This window comes from Streptomyces sp. NPDC045956, assembly GCF_056430705.1.
Map to the genome: position 1 here is coordinate 140,354 of NZ_JBWKKZ010000005.1, position 15,306 is coordinate 155,659.

General features: G+C 69.4%; 12 protein-coding genes and 4 pseudogenes. 6 read left to right on the plus strand and 10 right to left on the minus strand.

Annotation, left to right across the window (positions count from 1 at the left end; genetic code table 11):
- Nucleotides 1–203: 203 nt before the first annotated feature.
- A complete protein-coding gene (locus AC07FV_RS15385) occupies nt 204–653 on the minus strand; it encodes a spore-associated protein (RefSeq protein WP_479087563.1) in 450 nt (149 codons plus the stop codon).
- Between the two features lie 935 nt (nt 654–1,588).
- On the opposite strand from AC07FV_RS15385, the gene AC07FV_RS15390 reads away from it, so the two are divergent.
- Nucleotides 1,589–2,818: a hypothetical protein gene (locus AC07FV_RS15390; protein ID WP_479087565.1), complete on the plus strand. Its 1,230-nt coding sequence runs from the start codon at nt 1,589–1,591 to the stop codon at nt 2,816–2,818.
- Between the two features lie 169 nt (nt 2,819–2,987).
- Here AC07FV_RS15390 and AC07FV_RS15395 read toward each other — a convergent pair whose 3' ends face one another.
- On the minus strand, nt 2,988–3,848 hold the full coding sequence (locus AC07FV_RS15395; protein WP_479087566.1) for a thermonuclease family protein: 861 nt from the start codon (nt 3,846–3,848) through the stop codon (nt 2,988–2,990).
- 175 nt (nt 3,849–4,023) lie between these two features.
- Nucleotides 4,024–4,479, minus strand: a complete 456-nt coding sequence (locus AC07FV_RS15400; protein WP_479087568.1) for a carboxypeptidase regulatory-like domain-containing protein — start codon at nt 4,477–4,479, stop codon at nt 4,024–4,026.
- Between the two features lie 282 nt (nt 4,480–4,761).
- Between AC07FV_RS15400 and AC07FV_RS15405 the strand changes: the two are divergent.
- Nucleotides 4,762–5,447, plus strand: a pseudogene (locus AC07FV_RS15405) (IS630 family transposase); the annotation flags it as partial.
- Between the two features lie 15 nt (nt 5,448–5,462).
- On the opposite strand, the pseudogene AC07FV_RS15410 reads toward AC07FV_RS15405, so the two are convergent.
- A pseudogene (locus AC07FV_RS15410) lies at nt 5,463–5,610 on the minus strand (IS5/IS1182 family transposase); the annotation flags it as partial.
- Between the two features lie 246 nt (nt 5,611–5,856).
- On the opposite strand from AC07FV_RS15410, the gene AC07FV_RS15415 reads away from it, so the two are divergent.
- On the plus strand, nt 5,857–6,675 hold the full coding sequence (locus AC07FV_RS15415) for a DUF4097 family beta strand repeat-containing protein (RefSeq protein WP_479087570.1): 819 nt from the start codon (nt 5,857–5,859) through the stop codon (nt 6,673–6,675).
- Between the two features lie 470 nt (nt 6,676–7,145).
- Here AC07FV_RS15415 and AC07FV_RS15420 read toward each other — a convergent pair.
- From AC07FV_RS15420 to AC07FV_RS15430, 3 genes and pseudogenes are all read right to left on the minus strand, one after another.
- Nucleotides 7,146–7,401, minus strand: a pseudogene (locus AC07FV_RS15420) (ATP-binding protein); the annotation flags it as partial.
- Between the two features lie 42 nt (nt 7,402–7,443).
- On the minus strand, nt 7,444–8,013 hold the full coding sequence (locus tag AC07FV_RS15425; RefSeq protein WP_479087571.1) for a hypothetical protein: 570 nt from the start codon (nt 8,011–8,013) through the stop codon (nt 7,444–7,446).
- Nucleotides 8,014–8,158: 145 nt separating this feature from the next.
- Entirely contained in the window at nt 8,159–9,187 is a 1,029-nt protein-coding gene (locus tag AC07FV_RS15430; protein ID WP_479087573.1) for a YdcF family protein, read from the minus strand.
- Between the two features lie 363 nt (nt 9,188–9,550).
- Here AC07FV_RS15430 and AC07FV_RS15435 point away from each other — a divergent pair, with 363 nt between their 5' ends.
- A complete protein-coding gene (locus AC07FV_RS15435; protein ID WP_479087575.1) occupies nt 9,551–9,781 on the plus strand; it encodes an e9imm peptide in 231 nt (76 codons plus the stop codon).
- 9 nt (nt 9,782–9,790) lie between these two features.
- Here the strand turns inward: AC07FV_RS15435 and AC07FV_RS15440 are convergent, their stop codons facing one another.
- Both AC07FV_RS15440 and AC07FV_RS15445 read right to left on the minus strand, forming a co-directional pair.
- Nucleotides 9,791–10,150: a hypothetical protein gene (locus AC07FV_RS15440; RefSeq protein WP_479087577.1), complete on the minus strand. Its 360-nt coding sequence runs from the start codon at nt 10,148–10,150 to the stop codon at nt 9,791–9,793.
- Between the two features lie 407 nt (nt 10,151–10,557).
- Nucleotides 10,558–11,103 (minus strand): hypothetical protein, encoded by a 546-nt coding sequence (locus AC07FV_RS15445; protein ID WP_479087579.1) that lies wholly within the window; start codon nt 11,101–11,103, stop codon nt 10,558–10,560.
- 535 nt (nt 11,104–11,638) lie between these two features.
- Between AC07FV_RS15445 and AC07FV_RS15450 the strand changes: the two are divergent.
- Both AC07FV_RS15450 and AC07FV_RS15455 read left to right on the plus strand, forming a co-directional pair.
- Nucleotides 11,639–12,382: pseudogene (locus AC07FV_RS15450) on the plus strand (IS5 family transposase); the annotation flags it as partial.
- Nucleotides 12,383–12,411: 29 nt separating this feature from the next.
- Nucleotides 12,412–13,203, plus strand: coding sequence for a DUF1963 domain-containing protein (locus AC07FV_RS15455; protein WP_479087581.1), 792 nt, complete (start codon nt 12,412–12,414; stop codon nt 13,201–13,203).
- A 534-nt stretch (nt 13,204–13,737) separates the two neighbouring features.
- Here the strand turns inward: AC07FV_RS15455 and AC07FV_RS15460 are convergent.
- On the minus strand, nt 13,738–15,051 hold the full coding sequence (locus AC07FV_RS15460) for a preATP grasp domain-containing protein (protein WP_479087583.1): 1,314 nt from the start codon (nt 15,049–15,051) through the stop codon (nt 13,738–13,740).
- Between the last annotated feature and the right edge of the window lie 255 nt (nt 15,052–15,306).

A 15,306-nucleotide genomic window follows, 5' to 3' on the forward strand; every position in this document is an offset into this window, starting at 1 on the left:
GCAGACACTTTGACGGCTCGTCAAGGACTGTCGTGGGTCGGTGACGGCTGACGCTCCGTGGCCCGCCTGCAAAGTGTCTTTGTTCCGTCCAGGGCAGGGACAAGGTGACAGCGGCGGGCGGCCTGCCGCGTCCGGTGACAGGGCAGGCCGCTGGTGGTGGTCACCGCCGGACACCCGGCCCGGCGGCCGTCACGAGCGGTGGATCACCGGGTCGTGGTGATCCGGTGCTCGACGCGGGCGGCGCAGTTGGAGCCGGTGATCTGCACGCTGACGTTGCCGATGCTGCCGCCCCAGTCCACGCAGTGAGCCTTGCCGTAGACGTAGGTGGGGCCGGCGTACGAGGTGTACTTCCCGTAGTCCTCGTCGTACGCCTCGGTGTCCGGTACGTAGATCCACGCGGACATGTCCGTGGCGGTGCCCGGGGTGCTGCGGATGGTCGCGACGCAGTTCTTCCCGGTGACGGAGTTGTAGGTGAGGTAGACGGTGCCGCGTGAGCCGACGGCGGCCGAGTTGACGGTCTTGTAGCCGCTGCCGCAGACCTTTCCGGGCGTGGTGTTGGGAGCGGCGGACGCGGGTGCGGCGAGCGCCGTCGCGGTACCCAGGGCCAGGGCCCCCACGGCGGTGGCGGACAGGGCGGAACGCATGATGCGCATATTTCCCCCTTGTAGTCGTAGGAGCTGTTTGCTCCTGTCTGGTGTGACCGCGCTCAGGAAGGAATGGTTGTGCTCCGGGTACCTTTTTTGACGCCAACTCTCCAGTCGGTCCGTGCGGTGTGTCCGGCAGCCGGTCCGCACCTGCGCGAACTCTCCGCCGCTCCTCGCCGCTCCTTCGGAACGGCTCTCCTGTGCTCGGCATGACGGGCCGGGAGCTCCGCTCCCGCGCTCCGACGCGAGAGCGGCAACCGCCATCTGCCGCACCACGCGCGCATCTGTCCGAGCGGACAGGCGTGGGTCCGGTCTGCTCCTCGCCGAAGTCCCCTTCGTGCCCCTGCACAATCGACACAAGGTGCTCAGGCAAGGCGACTACCACAACGCCCGGCGCGGTGAACAGGGAACGAGCCGACAATGGCGGGGTACGGGTGCCGTGCCGCTGTCCCGTGCCGCTTCCTCGCTCGACAGACTGGGTGCACAACCCGCGCGGGCAGGTCGGGGCGGATGCGGTGCGTGCGTACTCAGTGGCGCCACCGGCCAGCGTCACAGGCGACCTCCACCATCGACTGCGGGCTCGCGAAGGTGGGTGTCACGGCTGGGTACCGATCACCGCGGATGCGACACGCCGTCCTGCACCCGACGGGATGCACGGAACGAAACAGGCCGGTGCCTGGTCGGGGGTGCGGGAATGCGGGGCATATCGGGCCGGGGTCGCCGGCGCTGGGTGCTGGCGCGGTGGCGTCATCGGCGGGACGGCCGGGGCGTTCAGCCTGCTGCTGTCGCTGTTCCTGCTGCGCTCCCCCGCTCCCGCGAACGACGACAGAGCGAGGACGGCCCGGGACGCCGGAGCGGCAGGGCGGGCTGTGTTCTGGGTGCACTGGCGTGACGACCCCAGTCGCCTTGCCCAGTACCTCACCGCCATCGCCCAGGCTTTGGGAATGGCCGAGCCCTTGCTGCAGGACGCACACGCCGGCCGTACCGCCTTGGTGGACGCGGTCCGTGCCCACCTGGCTGCGGTGCGCGGCTGGCTGCTCGTCGTCGACAACGTCGACACCCCCCGCGCTGTCGGCACGGGCACTGAGCCGCTCGCCGCCTACCGAGGGCGGCTACGCCCCGACGGCGGTGAGCTTGTACTGGTCACCGGTCGCGACACGTCTCCGGCCACCTGGGGACCGGACGTCCGCCAGCTGCACCTGAAGCCCTTCACGCCCGCCGCGGCCAGCGCCATGCTCATCGACACGGCTCCGCACGCCGGCACCGCGCAGGAGGCGGCCGCGCTCGGTGCCCGGCTGGGTGACCTGCCTCTCGCCCTGGACGCCGCCGCCTCTACCTCGCCTCCCCCACCAGCCGCCACCCCACCTTCACCGATTACCAGCACGCCCTCGTCACCGAGTTCAGCGACCTGCTCGGCGCCGCCCACCCTCAGGCCGGGGACCCGGACATCGCCCGCACCGTCGTCCGTCACACCTCTCGACCTCTCCCTCGACCAGCTCCACCACGACGGCTACACCCTCGCCCGCCCTCTGTTACAGCTCCTCGCCCTCCTCGAACCAGCCCCCATCCCCCGCACCCTCATCACCCCCGGCCTCCTCAGCGAAGCCACCGGACAGCACGTCACCACCGCCGAGACCGACAGCGCCCTCGTCGGCCTCCACCAGTACGGACTCCTCAACACCCTCACCGATCAACCAGCCGGAACCGTACGCCAAACGGCGCCCGGGCCAGTCGTGCTGCACCCGCTGGTCCGCGAGGTCGTCGCCCTCACCCTGACCGACGCCGAACGCACCGCCTACCACCTCGCCCTGGACACCCGCCTCACCCAGGCCGTCCAGGACACCGTCGCTGCGGGCCGGGCCGGCTGGCCCACCGCCCGCATGCTCGCCTCGCACCCCTCCTCGACCGCGCGCCGGACACCGGCCTCCCCACCGCACGCGACACTCTGGACACGCTCGACAGGGCCCTGCACAACGCCGGCGCCTCAACCGAGGCACACCAGCTGGACCAGCACATCCACGCCGCTGAAAGCCGCATCCTCGGTCCCGACCACCCCGACACCCTCACAAGCCGCAGCAACCAAGTCGGCCAGGAGAGCGGTCGCGTTGTCCGAGGAGACGTGGTCGGGTCGATGCCGCGGCCGGCCTGGACGGCGGTGTCGATGTCCAGGTTGACCAGGTCCCGAACGGTGGGGATCAGCACGTCGCCGTCGCACTCGGTGAACATGCAGTGCCACGCGCCCTCGTGGGGTTCGTACGTGTTGGCCGAGGCGAGCGGCAGACGGCAGGGGCCGGTGATCTTCCGGGTGGCGATCCGAAGCGGCGCGCGAAGGGGGATGAAGCGTCAGGCGTCCTCGAAGACCAGGTCCTCGGGCTGGTGCGTCATCCTCACCGTGTGGCCGTTCGTCACCTCGACGACGTGGTGCAGGCCGGCGTGGCGCTCACCCGTGGACAAGACGGAGTACCGGTCCCGGGCACCGGCCAAGAAGGCGGGGTAGCACGACAGCGGCATGGCCAAGCGCAGGTAGTCGACGGTGCGGCGGAACAACTTGGGGAGGATCACCACGTCGTCGGTCAGTGAGGCCATCCCCGTGATCTTCGCTCCGGTGGAGGTCACATCGCTGGCCCACAGGCCTCGGCGGGCCTCGCGTGCCTGCGCGGCGACAGCAGCCATTTCCACGCGAAGACTGGTGAACAGACTCCGGTAGAACGTCGGGTAGGCCAGCCCCTCGGCGAGCAGATGGTGATTGAGCGTCGTCCGCAGCACGGCGACGTCCACGTCTGTCTCCAGACCGCTGGAGCCAGGCGCAGTACCGGCGCCGGCCAGGGCGATGCAGCGGCCGTGGACGTCGGCACCGCGTGTGAGGACGAAGCCGGGAACCGTCTCCGGGGTGGTTGCGGTCACGGTCTCGTCCGGTTGCCGCTGGACGTCGACGAATCTGAGCGACTTCAGCAGTTCGTCACGCGCGGCGTGGGCGAACTGAAGAGGCTGGTGGTCACGGGACGGGCCGTAATGGGTCTCGAGCGCATCGACCGCGTCCAGGCGCAGCTTCGCGCGCCCCACCGCGCTGTGCTCGACGGCACGGCCGCCGCCTCCACCGACGAGGCTCCATTCGGTCGGGTCGGCGGCCGTGAACGGAACCGTGTCCCCGTCCGGCTGGGACCCCTTGATGTCGTAGAAGCCTTTGATGAGCAGCATGGGCATGGTGACTCCTCAGCAGTGCTCACGTTCCCTCGCGGGCACTCTCGACAAGGCTGCGGTGATCCGCGCTGCACGAAGTTGCGAGGATCTGTCCGGCACTGTTGAACGAAGGTGCCGTGGATCGGGCGCGATGGGGGATGCGACACGATGGCCACCGGCCGGGTCGGGTGCGGCACCGTCAGGCGTTGCCCTGCTCCGTGAAGTGCTGGAGGAGGGCCTGCTGGATGTGCTGGAGGAACAGGTTGTTCTGCTTGAGCTGGGACAGCCGGATAACGGCGTGGGGAGCGTACTCAGGTTCTTCCACGGCCGAAGCCACGAGGAAGGCGGCGATGATGTCGATGCCGCGCGCGGTGTCCGCGAAGTGGCCCACCGGGACCAGGCGGCGGTCGAGCGGGACGGTGTCGTCGGAGACCAGATTCGCGGCCAGCGAGGGCTGCCATTCGTCTGCGTTGGTGAGCGAGTGATGTGTGTCGAAACGTACGGTGACCGGCTCACCGGCGGGTACGTCGACGCTGTAGGCGCCTTCTTCGTCGGTGTAGGCGCGGTCGATGAGGGTGAGGTCGGGGCGGTGAACGCTGACCTTGATCATGAAGATCGGCTCGTCCCCGGTGACGGTGCGCACGTGCCCGCGCATACCAGCCTCCTCTCGGACGGGGCCGTACTCGTCGTTGACGATGTGCGGACATAGCCGAATGCGACGGTGGTCGCCTCACGGAGATGAACTCAACTCTGGTTGAAGTGCAAATTTCCGCTGGGTTGGTCCGGCGCACCTGATTCCAGGTTCGTCCCGTGCGCGAACCATGTCAAACGTGCCATGGCTTGCTTGGCACGAAGGCATTTCCAGGAGCAGTATGGAAATCAGGGGCGTGTTCCACGAGAGGTGGCCTTGTTCGTCGAGGCAACCCGCCGCCGGGTCAAGGCGTTCGCCCTGGCTCCGCACCGCTCGCAGACGTTCCAGCTGTCCGCCCATTCGCTGTTCATCGGCAACGCCCGCGACGTCGTCGGTCTCTACCTCGACCCGCCGGAGATGGCCCTGGTCCTCTGTGTGGACGAGAAGTCGCAGATCCAGGCTCTCGACCGCTCCCAGCCGGTGCTGCCGATGATGCCCGGCGTTCCCGAACGCCGCAGTCACGATTACGTCCGCGTCGGCACCACCACCCTGTTCGCCGCCCTGGAAGTAGTGACCGGCAAGGTCATCGGCTCGCTCGCCGCCACCGGGCCGCTGAGTTCAAGAAGTTCCTCACCAAACTCGACAAGGAAATAGAGGTCGGCCTCCAGGTCCACCTGATCCTCGACAACTACGCGACCCACAAGACACCCGACATCGAGAAGTGGCTGCTGGCCCACCCGCGGTTCCACCTGCACTTCACCCCGACCAGCACGTCCTGGCTGAACCTGGTCGAGCGGTGGTTCGCCGAGCTGACCCAGAAGAAGCTCAAGCGCGGCGTCCACCGCTCCGTCCAGGAGCTGGAACGGGGCATCCGGGCTTGGCTCGCCGATGGGAACGAGCACCCCAGACCGTTCGTGTGGACGAGGACCGCCGACGAGATCCTCGACAGAGTCGCCGCCTACTGCCAACGAATCTCTGACTCAGATCACTAGGTTCTGTCCGGCGGATCACTGACGGAGCCAGAGTCGGATCGCTGCGGCGGTGACGGTGCCGTGGGAAGACGTAGGCCCTCTTGTCGTAACGCGTCGCGACCGCGCGGGAGTTCTTCAGCCGGTTGATGGTCCGCTCGACCTCGTTGCGTCGCCGATAGCAGTCGCGGTCGTATTCGGCCTGCTTGCAGGCGTCGTGAGCTTCGCGGCGTGGGTTGCCGATCGCCTCAAGGAGCGTCTGAGCGTTGGTTGTGCGGTCGGTCGAAGCGCCGGAAGACCTCGACCAGGACCTGCTCTTGAGCTGTGGGCCGGTGCCACCCACCCTCGTCGGACGCACCATGCGCACGGCAAGGGCAATCGGATCAGATACCGGCGGGCCGGTGAAGCCCTCCGCCGGGGGCATACGCAGGCCATGACCTCCTCATGGATCAGGCCCGGCCGCGCGGCCCGGGTCGGGTGCGCGCTGATCCCGCTGCTGGCCCTGGCCGCGTGCGACCACCACGGCGTCGACCGGCCGCTGCCCGGGACCCGGACCGGCGACTTCGGTGCGGGGCTGCAGAAGGCGGGGATCGCGGACGGCGACCGGCTGGTCATCACCACCCAGGGCGGAGTGCGGGTGGTCGGCACGGACGGCGACAGCGTGACAGTGGACGACGCGACTCTCGCCCGCTGGGACGGCGACGGGTCCTCCCACACCCTGGACCTGCCCTGCGACGAGGGTGACGGCCAGGCGCGGGCGAACTGCGTCGGCATGCCGTTGGTCCGGGTGCCTGCCGGGGTCGTGCTCACTGTGCGGGCCCGCAACGCGGGGATCGATGTGAGCGATGTTCGGGGCGGGTTGAGCCTGAGCACCGTCAACGGTGACGTAACAGTGCAGGATTCAGGCGCGAAGGGGGCGCTCCAGCGCCTGGTGACGCGCAACGGCTCCGTGCGCGCGACGGGCCTGAGCGCCCGCGCCGTGGGCGCCGAGACCGTCAACGGCGACGTCGACCTGCTGTGCGTGACCCCGCCCGAGACGCTCGACGGCGTCACCCGCAACGGCTCCGTGCGGGTGACGCTGCCGGCGGACGCCCCGCCGTACGCGACCCGGGCGAGCACGGTCAACGGCCGCTCCAGCACGGACGTCCCGGCCGCCGGCCCGGCGGAGACCCGGCACCGCCTGACCTTGCGCACGGTCAACGGCGACACCGAGGCCCACCGGGGTCAGGCCGGGCCCCGCCGCTCGAGCTGAAGGGTGCCCTGCCCTACCACGGGGCCGAGGTGCACCGGCTGAGCGAAATCCTGCGGGTGCAGACACTGACCCGGCTCGACACCGACATCCACGTCGTCTCTCGGCCCCTCCATCACGATCGCTGCCACCGCCTCCGCGCAGGTCGGCCCGCCTCGGAGGCGTCCTCACCGTCGCTCCCGGCCAGGTGGCCGAGCGGTGCGCCCGCCGTGCCGGTCGTCCCACACCAGGGCGGGGGCCAGCGCCTGTTCGCCGTCCAGGACCAGGGCTGCGACGCACGCGTCGTCGGGGTGCAGGGCGCCGGCTCCGGTGGTGCGCCCGGCGCGCAGTGCAGGATCACAGCGCGAGGGAGCGCAGCGGAGGCGCGCGTCGCGTCCGGGAGAGCCCGCAGGGCGCTTCCGGACGGCCCCCGCACTGCCGTGGCACCCTGGCCGCCGCCACGCCAGGCAAGCGTCTTGCGGCCGGGCTGGTCTCATGACGATTTCCAGACCGTGCTGCCCGACACGGCCGGGGCCCCCCGACCGCAGGCAGGGCCGGGCTGCTGTCCCACACGCTCACCTCGACGGCACCTTCGATGACTTCCAGGGTCAGCAGGCAGGGACCGGGCGCGTACTTGCGGGCATTGGTGACCATCTCGTTGACGACCAGTTGCACCATGCCCATGGCCCGCGCGGACACCGGCAGGCCGTGAACGGACACGTCAACCGGATCAAGATGCTCAAGCGCCAGATGTACAGCCGCGCCGGCTCCGACCTGCTACGGAAACGGGTCCTACTCGCCCGCTGAAACGTCCGCCCCTGGGCGTAGATCGTGAATCGGGAACGTCGCAGGTGAGGGGTGCGCCTCGCATCCCTCTTCGTACAGTTCCTCCGGTCGCAGTGCCCAGGCGATGGCCTCGCTCGGACCGACGTACGAGGGGTCGAGGTGGAACGTGGTCCTCGTTCCGTGCGGCCTGGGCGCGGGGCACTCCTCCCAGGGACCGGCGGGAACCGCCCCGGCCAGCTCCTGGCGGTGTCCCTGACTGTCCAGCCAGACCTCAATGACCGTGCGAGCGCTGAGCGCGGCGGCTGCTGCAGGAGCCCACCGGTCCTTGTCGAGCAGCGATCCATAGAACCCAGGCAGGGGCCTTCCCCGCTCGTCGGCGCTGTGCGATCGCTCGTCCTCCGCCGTGAAGCTGAGGTCGGATGTGATCTCGACGCTGATCTGCCCATGTGTGCCGTCACGGTGGTGCATCGCGTCCCACACCACCCGCTGAAGCACCTCCGTCGGCAGCTCCGCACTGTCCCGCTCGACACCGAAGTACAAGGCCGGACGGGCCCGCACCTGCTCCTCGAACGCCATCACCCGAAGCTGATCGGCTGTGCAGCGCTCCACTCCCCCCCACCTCATTCGCCAAGGCACGATCATGGCACCCGTTCACGTCACGCTCCACGCTTCCAATGACCGAAGGTGGCTCGGCGGTTGCGCCGCTGAGAAGCCTTGACTTCTACGTGACGGCGCCCGGCGACGGCCATCCCAGCCACCAGATGAACAGGCCGCTCAGCAGGACGAGCAGGAAGAGTGCGGCGTTGGTCCGGCGGTAGGCGACCAAAAGGGCCACGAACTCGCGGATCATCGCGCTCGGCCAGAAGTAGGCGGCTGTAGGGGCACCGATCACGTGGCCCCGGACGCCTGTGCGGCGGGCCGTGATCGCGGCGCGGAAGACGTGGTAGTTGTTCGTGACGATCACGCACCGGTAGTCCGGATTCGCCCGTTCCATCAGGGCTTTGCTGAACGTCAGGTTCTCGTCCGTGGTCGTCGAGCGGTCCTCGCGTTCGATCAGGTCGGCGGGGAAGCCGCGGGTGACCAGGTAGTCGGCCATCGCGTGGGACTCGGGCAGCTTCTCGTCGGGCCCCTGTCCTCCCGAGGTGATCAGGACGGGGCGCCGGCCCTTCCGGGAGAGCCTGGCGTGTTCCTTCCGGGCCCGGTCGAGACGGCCGGCCAGCAGCGGGGGCACGGTGGTGCCGCCGGTCAGGCCCGAGCCGAGGACAACTACGTAGTCAGCCCGGCGCCGGAGGCGCAGACGTCCGTACAGGCCTCCGTAGATGAGGAAGCAGAGGAACAGGAAGGCGACATACCCGGCGAGCGCCACCGCCGTCGCCGCGACGACCACGAGCGTGTGCGTGTGCAGCACCAGCGCGGTGATCAGCAGCGCGAGCAGGGCGACCAGAGCGATGCCCGCCCCCAGGGACAGCAGGTTCGCCAGGCTCCTGCCCTCCTTGCGGACCATGGTGATCCCGTTGGCGATGAGGAACCAGGCCAGCGTGACGACCCCTACGCCCGCCAGGGTCAGCAGCACGACGGCCAGATCCCGGCCCAACTGGGGCCGCTCGGAGGCCACATGCTGCAAGAGCGCGAGCACCGCGAAGACGGCGGACAGGCCCAGCAGGACCGCGTTGCTCACTCGGCGGCGGTCTCGTACCGCACCAGCACAGAACAGGAAGAAGCAGACGAACGACGGTACAAAGGCCACCATGGCGCCGATCCTACGAGGCTCGGCGCCACCCCGCGCGAGCCGGGTGGTGCTCACGCACCGGCCGTTTCGTGAGGCCGCCGTCGGCGCGGTGAACAGGGAGCTGCCAACAGCAAGGCGACGATCACGTGCTGGTCGAGGAAGGGAACACGCAGCTGTCGCAGTCGTTCCCGAGCCCGCGGAGTTGGAAGCACTCGCACGACGGCTGCACGGCTACCCGAAAAGCCGCGATGAGCCCCCGGATCTGTAACTCCTGGATGTCTTCGGGATTTTTTCGCCGAGTTCTCCAAGGAAGAGCAGAAGCGACTCCTAGGAGCTGTCAGGGCGGTCACGCGTCCCGTTAGGGTGAGTCGGCGGAGGGGCGTGATGGGTGCTGTGGAGATGACTCGCGCGGAGACGGTCGCGCTCGTGCAGCGGATCATGGAAGCGGACTACGCCTCTGGCGACGAGGTGGACGGCTGGTTGGACAGGCTCGACAGAGCCCTGGCATGTCCGTCCGGCTATGTCAGCGACTTGATCTTCTGGCCGCCGGAGCGGGAGCTTTCGGCTGATGAGGTAGTCGGTCAGGCCCTGGCGTACCGGCCGATCGCCTTGTGAGGTCGGAACTCAGCCCCGAAGCCAGATGAGTAGAGCCGCGGTGGTTGCGGTGCCGAGGAAGACGTAGCCGCGCTTGTCATAGCGGGTGGCCACGGCCCGGGACTGCTTCAGCCTGTTGATCGCTCGTTCGACGGTGTTGGGCTTTTTGTACCGCTCTTCGTCGAAGCCGGGTGGCCGTACGCCGCGTCGGCCTTGGCGCAGGCGGGCAGCCCGGCTATCGGTCTTCTCCGGGATCGTGTGCCGGATGCTTCGGCGCCGCAGGTACTCGCGGCACGGGCCGTTGCTGTGTCCCTTGTCGGTCGCGCGACTGTCGGGCTTCGTGCGGGGCCGTCCCGAACCGACGCGCGGAGCCCGGACCTTGGCCAACACTGCCTGGGCCGGGGGCCTTGGGTGAAGCCGGCGCTGCAGCCCCTCAACCAGCGGTCCGTCGATGCCTCCGGACCCGGTGCCCCTCGGATCATTGACCACAGGAGGGGGGAAATCATGCCGGACCCGAAGGCCGGAGGCCCCATTGCGGAGCCACGAAGACGATAGCGGGGGGGCCGGTCTCTTGTCCGTCCGTCGTCGCACACACACCCCGTTGCCCGTGCCCCCCCGTGGCCGGGGATGGTACTTGACGCGGCCGCAGCCACACGGCCGTCCCGGGTCCCGGCCAGCGTGTCGACGTCCGCGATGACGAGGACGGGCGGTGGCGGGCGGCTGTGGGTCTGCCGAACGCGGACCCGAGCCGACGCGTGCGGCGGGGCCGGCCCGGGTCGCGCATGCAGACCGCGGCGTCAGAGCGAAGTGATCTCCAGGAGCACCGTACTGTAGATGCTGGAGACCGTGCCCAGGCCCAAGGTGCACTGCAGAACCTGGGTCGCGGGACCGGTCTGGTTCAGCACCACGGCGTCGCCCTGGAACAGCCCGGACGTGACGGTGCCGGTGATGATCACCTGCAGCAGCGCGCCCACCACGGTGGTGTTGAAGTTCGCGGATACGGTGCTGGTCTGTCCGGTGTTCCAGGTGATGACCAGCGTCATGCTTCCGCCGGCCAGCAGGTCGAGGCAGGTACGTTGCCGCGGCGGGTTGACGACCACGGACGACCCGGACGTGACGTCCGGCCGCGACAGCGAAACGCAGGGCCCCAGTTGGTAGGAGACCGTGGACTGGGAGGTCTGCGGTGCGTTGCTCAGTGGCGGGCTGTAGCTGGAGACCGCGCTGCTGGGAGGAGTGCAGGTGACGTCCAGTGGACCGCCGGCCTGCCGGGTGGAAGCGTGTACCGGTGACGCCGTCAGCAAGGTGCCGAACAGCAGGCAGAGCGCGGTCAGTACCGTTGCCATCCTGGTCCGTGAGCGTAAGGGATGAGACATGGGTGGTTCCTTTCCGGGCGGGTGGATGTCATGGAGGGACGCAGCGGGGGCGCGCGCCTCAGGTCGTGGGGCGGGTCGCGGTGCCGCGTGGGACTTCTCCGGGTCAGGCTGCTGCTGCGGGCTTCGGCGGACAAGGGTGTGCGACGACACGGATGGGGCGAAGGAGTCGACCACCGTGTGAACCCCGCGCGTCCGGTCGGGGCGTCCGGGCCGGGGCCCACGTAAGGGTGGTCAGGTCGCCTGGCCGGGAAAGAGCGCCTCGCCGCGGGCGGGCCTGTCGTCTCGCCCCGGGCGGAAGTCGCGAGGACGGCTTGATGCAGGAGTGGATCGCTGTGTGGCGCATGCCGGTCGAACCGATGCACTGCACCCCTGCGATCACGCCGTGGCGGCTCCGCGAGGACGCGGGAGCCGGTGCGGCGTTCAGGTCGGGCGGCGACATGCTCCGGTACATCGCTGTCCTGCATCTGCGCGCCGACGGCGCGGAGCCGGATCCAGGTAGACCGGACACCCCGGCACGAGACAGGGCCAAGAACAGCCGCGATGCCGAGAAAGCCCTTTGCAGATCCTCTTCGTCCTGCACACCGGCATCGCGTGGGAGTACCTGCCCCAGGAAACTCGGCTTCGGGTCGGGCATGACCTGCTGTCGGCGCCTTGCGGCCTGGAATGAGGCCGGCGTCCGGGACCGGCTTCATCAGCTGCTGCTGAACGAGTTGCGGTCGAGGAATCAGCCGGACTGGGAAGGGGCGGTGATCGACTGCTCGCACGTGCGGGCTGCCCGGCGGGGCCCAAAAGCGGGCCCAGCCCGGTCGACCGCGCACGGCCGGGCAGCAAACATCACCTCCTCCACCACCTCCTCGTCGACGGACACGGCATTCTGCTCGCGGTGTCACTGACTGGGGGAAACCGCAACGACGTCGCACAACTGGAGCCGCTGCTCGACAAGATCCCTGCCGTCGCGGGCCGGGTCGGCAGACCCCGCCGGCGCCCCGACGCGCTGTTGGCCGACCGCGGCTGCAACCACGACAAGTACCGCCGCCTGCTCCGGCAGCGAGGGATCCGCCCCGTGATCACGAAACGGGGCGAGCCACACGAATCTGGCCCGGGCGACTCCCGCTGCGTCATCGAGCGAACAATCGCTTGGCTCCACGGCTTCCGCCGGCTACGCATCCGCTGGGAACGACGTGACGACATCCACGAATCCTTCCTCGGCCTCGCCATCTGCCTGATCACCCCACCGCCCCGTCGCGCGCCTTCGTCAAGACCTCTTAGGGTGCATGCATGTTCGAGAAAAACCTCGCTGTCGCCGCGGAGCTCTTCCGTTCGCAGTCCGCCGCCAGGAATCTTTCCCCGCAGACCGTCGAGGCCTTCCTGCGCGGCGTCCGCCCCGCCATTCATCTCACAGAGTGCAACGGGCCGTGTTGCGTAGGCCAAATAGGCGGTGATCCCTCCCTGCCGTTGGGCGCGCCGGTCCCCGACACCCCTTTCGTCTTCTCCATCGACTGCGCTCTGCTGCCGGCGGGCGCAACCGGTCTTCCGCTGCCCCCGGACGGCCAGTTGCTGTTCTTCGCCTGGGTCGAGTCGGACGGCAACGGCGAAGGCATCACTTCCGACGCCGTGCGCTACACCCCAGCCGGTACGCCGACCAGGCCATGTTCCTCCACGGGGCCCTCGCCGGCTCAGAGCCCGTACCGACAGCGGGCCCTCAGCATCGTCGGGTCCGGCCTCTCCGCACCCGACTCGTACGACTTCGCCCGCGAACAGTGGGGCGAAGAGCACGACAAAGAGCAGGAATACCTCGCCCTCCAGCTCGGCGAAGTCTGGCAACGGGCGACCGACCCGCAACTCCTGGACGTGAGCGGGCCCATCCAGCTCGGCGGCAACTCAATCGCCACGGAACTGGATGAGCTGCTGGAAACCGAGGAGGGTGAGGACTGGGTGCACCTGGCGACCTGGACCTGTCAGGACGAGGACCTCGACTCCATCGAATCCGCCACCATCGTCTGGGCCATCCAGCGCCACGACCTGGCCGCCCTGCGCTTCGACCGCGTCTTCACCCACCAAGAACAGTGACCGCCCCCCGCCCCCCCCACCACCACCACCACCGCCGACCAGGGACCATGGACGCAGCTGACGCACGCGACCCAGCTCAAAGCAGGCGCAGCTCACACCTCAGAGGCTGCTGTGACCGCCCGTCACCGCGACGCGCGGCTGCCCCGGCGAGGCGTGTGCCGGGTGTGGCCGTACCGAGGAACGTGCTCAGCCATGGGACCGGGAGGACGACCCTGCGGCCGCATGGGTGTCCGCGAGCACCCATGACTCGACGAGCTCATCCGCGTCGCGTGCAGCAGGGTGGGCCCATCTAGGAGTGCTTCCTCGCGGAAATATGACGGCTGATCACCGCCTCACCGAGCGCCAGCCCGCCCCCTTCGAGCACCTCCTGCACCGGTCGACGTGGCGCCGAAGACAACGACAGTCGGCCCGCACCAGCCACTACAAACGACGCGGACCGAGCCCCTGACCTGGCCACCAGCTCACAGCAAGCACCGTTGCCGTACTCAGCGAGTGCTGGCATCCCCGGGCCGCGAGTCAGCCGGCCGGGCGGGGTCAGGCGGCGGTGGTGAAGAGCCGGCCGACCTGTTCCTCGCAGTGGAGGGCCGCCTCGACGGTGTCGTCCGCGAAGCAGAGCATGACGCCCTTGCGGCCCGGGTGGTAGGCGGCCAGGATGATCGCGCCCCGGCGGGTGGCCGGGTCGTAGGCGTGGCCGGACTGGCGGAGCCGGGTGAGGGCGTCGGTGAAGGAGGGCACCTCCCAGTGGCGGGGCCACACCCGCTCCAGCAGGATGCGGTCGGTGCCGAAGCCCGGTCCGACGACCCGCTTGCCGACGATCTCGTAGATGTGGGTGGAGCCGGTGGCGCGGCCGTTGTACTCGGTGAAGAGGACGTCCCCCTCCGGGGTGACGACGGCGTCCGCGCTGAGGATGCCGCGGTAGCCGACCGCGCGCAGCCCCTCCGAGATGCGGCGTCCGCCGTCCAGCAGCACGTCGAGCTGGTGCGCGGTCAGGTCCGGGGCGGGCATCACCTGGGCGTTGGGGAGGGGGCGGTACTGCATCTCGCCGTGTCCGCCGAGCCGGATGCCCGCGTCGGAGATCCAGTACTCGGCGAAGTAGGCGCGGCTGCCGGGGTGGTAGCGCTCGACGACGACCCGGTCGCGGCCTGCGACGGTCAGCCAGTCCCATCGTTCGGCGAGGTACGCGGAGACCGCCGCACGGTCGGGGAGCGCCCGCACGCCGCGTGCGCCGCGCAGGTTCACGTCGCTGGTGCGGCCGAGGATCTCGTTGCCGTCGCTGCCCGAGCCGAAGTCCTGCTTGAGGATGACGGGGCTGCCGCCGTCCAGCAGGCGGACGATGTGCTCCTCCGCACGCCGTGGGTCGGCGCAGACCGCGCCGTCCGGGAGGGGGGCGCCCACGCCGGCGGCCAGGGCCCGGAAGACGGCCTTGCTGCTGCCGAGGAGGCCGCCGCTCTGCGTGAGGAAGGCGTGCCCTTCGAGGGCTCCGGGGCAGCCCAGGGCATCGACGGCGGCAGCGACGGCGGCGTCGGGCCACAGGGCGAAGACCTCGTCGACGGGCCGGCCGGCGGTCCTCTTACGCAGCTCGGCGATGAAGTCGGGGTCGGTGAGCCGGTCCGCGGTGAGGGCGCCGGTTCCGGTGCGGCCGGGCGGCGGGACGACCACGTGCAGGGACTCGCGGCGGGTGCCCGTCAGGGAGGTGACGTAGGAGACGAACTCGTCCTCGGGCGGGACGGGCAGGACGAGGACGTCGCCGTCGCGGGCGAACCACAGCAGGCGCTGCACGGCCCAGCCGGTTCCGGCCGGCTCCTCCAGCTCCTCGCTCCAGTCGTTTCCGATGAGCAGTCGCAGCATCCGGCCATACTCCCTGTGGTCGCAGTGCCATTCCCGGCGGCCGGCGAAGAAATCCCGCCCCGCTGGACCGGCCAATTGTGAAAAGCGGTCGGAGGTGGCGTCAAGAGCGCCTCCCCCGCCTTCGGAGCCTTACGGGAATTGGCCGGATCCTCCGGTGGCCGGATCGCCACCTTGTTTCCCGCTGTAGAGGTTCCTACGATCATTAACCGTTCACCGAGGGAATGTCATGTCCGGATATGAGGCAGGAGGTGAACC

Coding starts and splice junctions, on each gene's coding strand:
- AC07FV_RS15460 (WP_479087583.1), bottom strand. CDS start 15,051: ATGCTGCGACTGCTCATCGGAAACGACTGGAGCGAGGAGCTGGAGGAG.
- AC07FV_RS15435 (WP_479087575.1), top strand. CDS start 9,551: ATGGGTGCTGTGGAGATGACTCGCGCGGAGACGGTCGCGCTCGTGCAG.
- AC07FV_RS15390 (WP_479087565.1), top strand. CDS start 1,589: ATGGCCGAGCCCTTGCTGCAGGACGCACACGCCGGCCGTACCGCCTTG.
- AC07FV_RS15425 (WP_479087571.1), bottom strand. CDS start 8,013: ATGGCGTTCGAGGAGCAGGTGCGGGCCCGTCCGGCCTTGTACTTCGGT.
- AC07FV_RS15400 (WP_479087568.1), bottom strand. CDS start 4,479: ATGCGCGGGCACGTGCGCACCGTCACCGGGGACGAGCCGATCTTCATG.
- AC07FV_RS15445 (WP_479087579.1), bottom strand. CDS start 11,103: ATGGCAACGGTACTGACCGCGCTCTGCCTGCTGTTCGGCACCTTGCTG.
- AC07FV_RS15455 (WP_479087581.1), top strand. CDS start 12,412: ATGTTCGAGAAAAACCTCGCTGTCGCCGCGGAGCTCTTCCGTTCGCAG.
- AC07FV_RS15415 (WP_479087570.1), top strand. CDS start 5,857: ATGACCTCCTCATGGATCAGGCCCGGCCGCGCGGCCCGGGTCGGGTGC.
- AC07FV_RS15430 (WP_479087573.1), bottom strand. CDS start 9,187: ATGGTGGCCTTTGTACCGTCGTTCGTCTGCTTCTTCCTGTTCTGTGCT.
- AC07FV_RS15385 (WP_479087563.1), bottom strand. CDS start 653: ATGCGCATCATGCGTTCCGCCCTGTCCGCCACCGCCGTGGGGGCCCTG.
- AC07FV_RS15395 (WP_479087566.1), bottom strand. CDS start 3,848: ATGCCCATGCTGCTCATCAAAGGCTTCTACGACATCAAGGGGTCCCAG.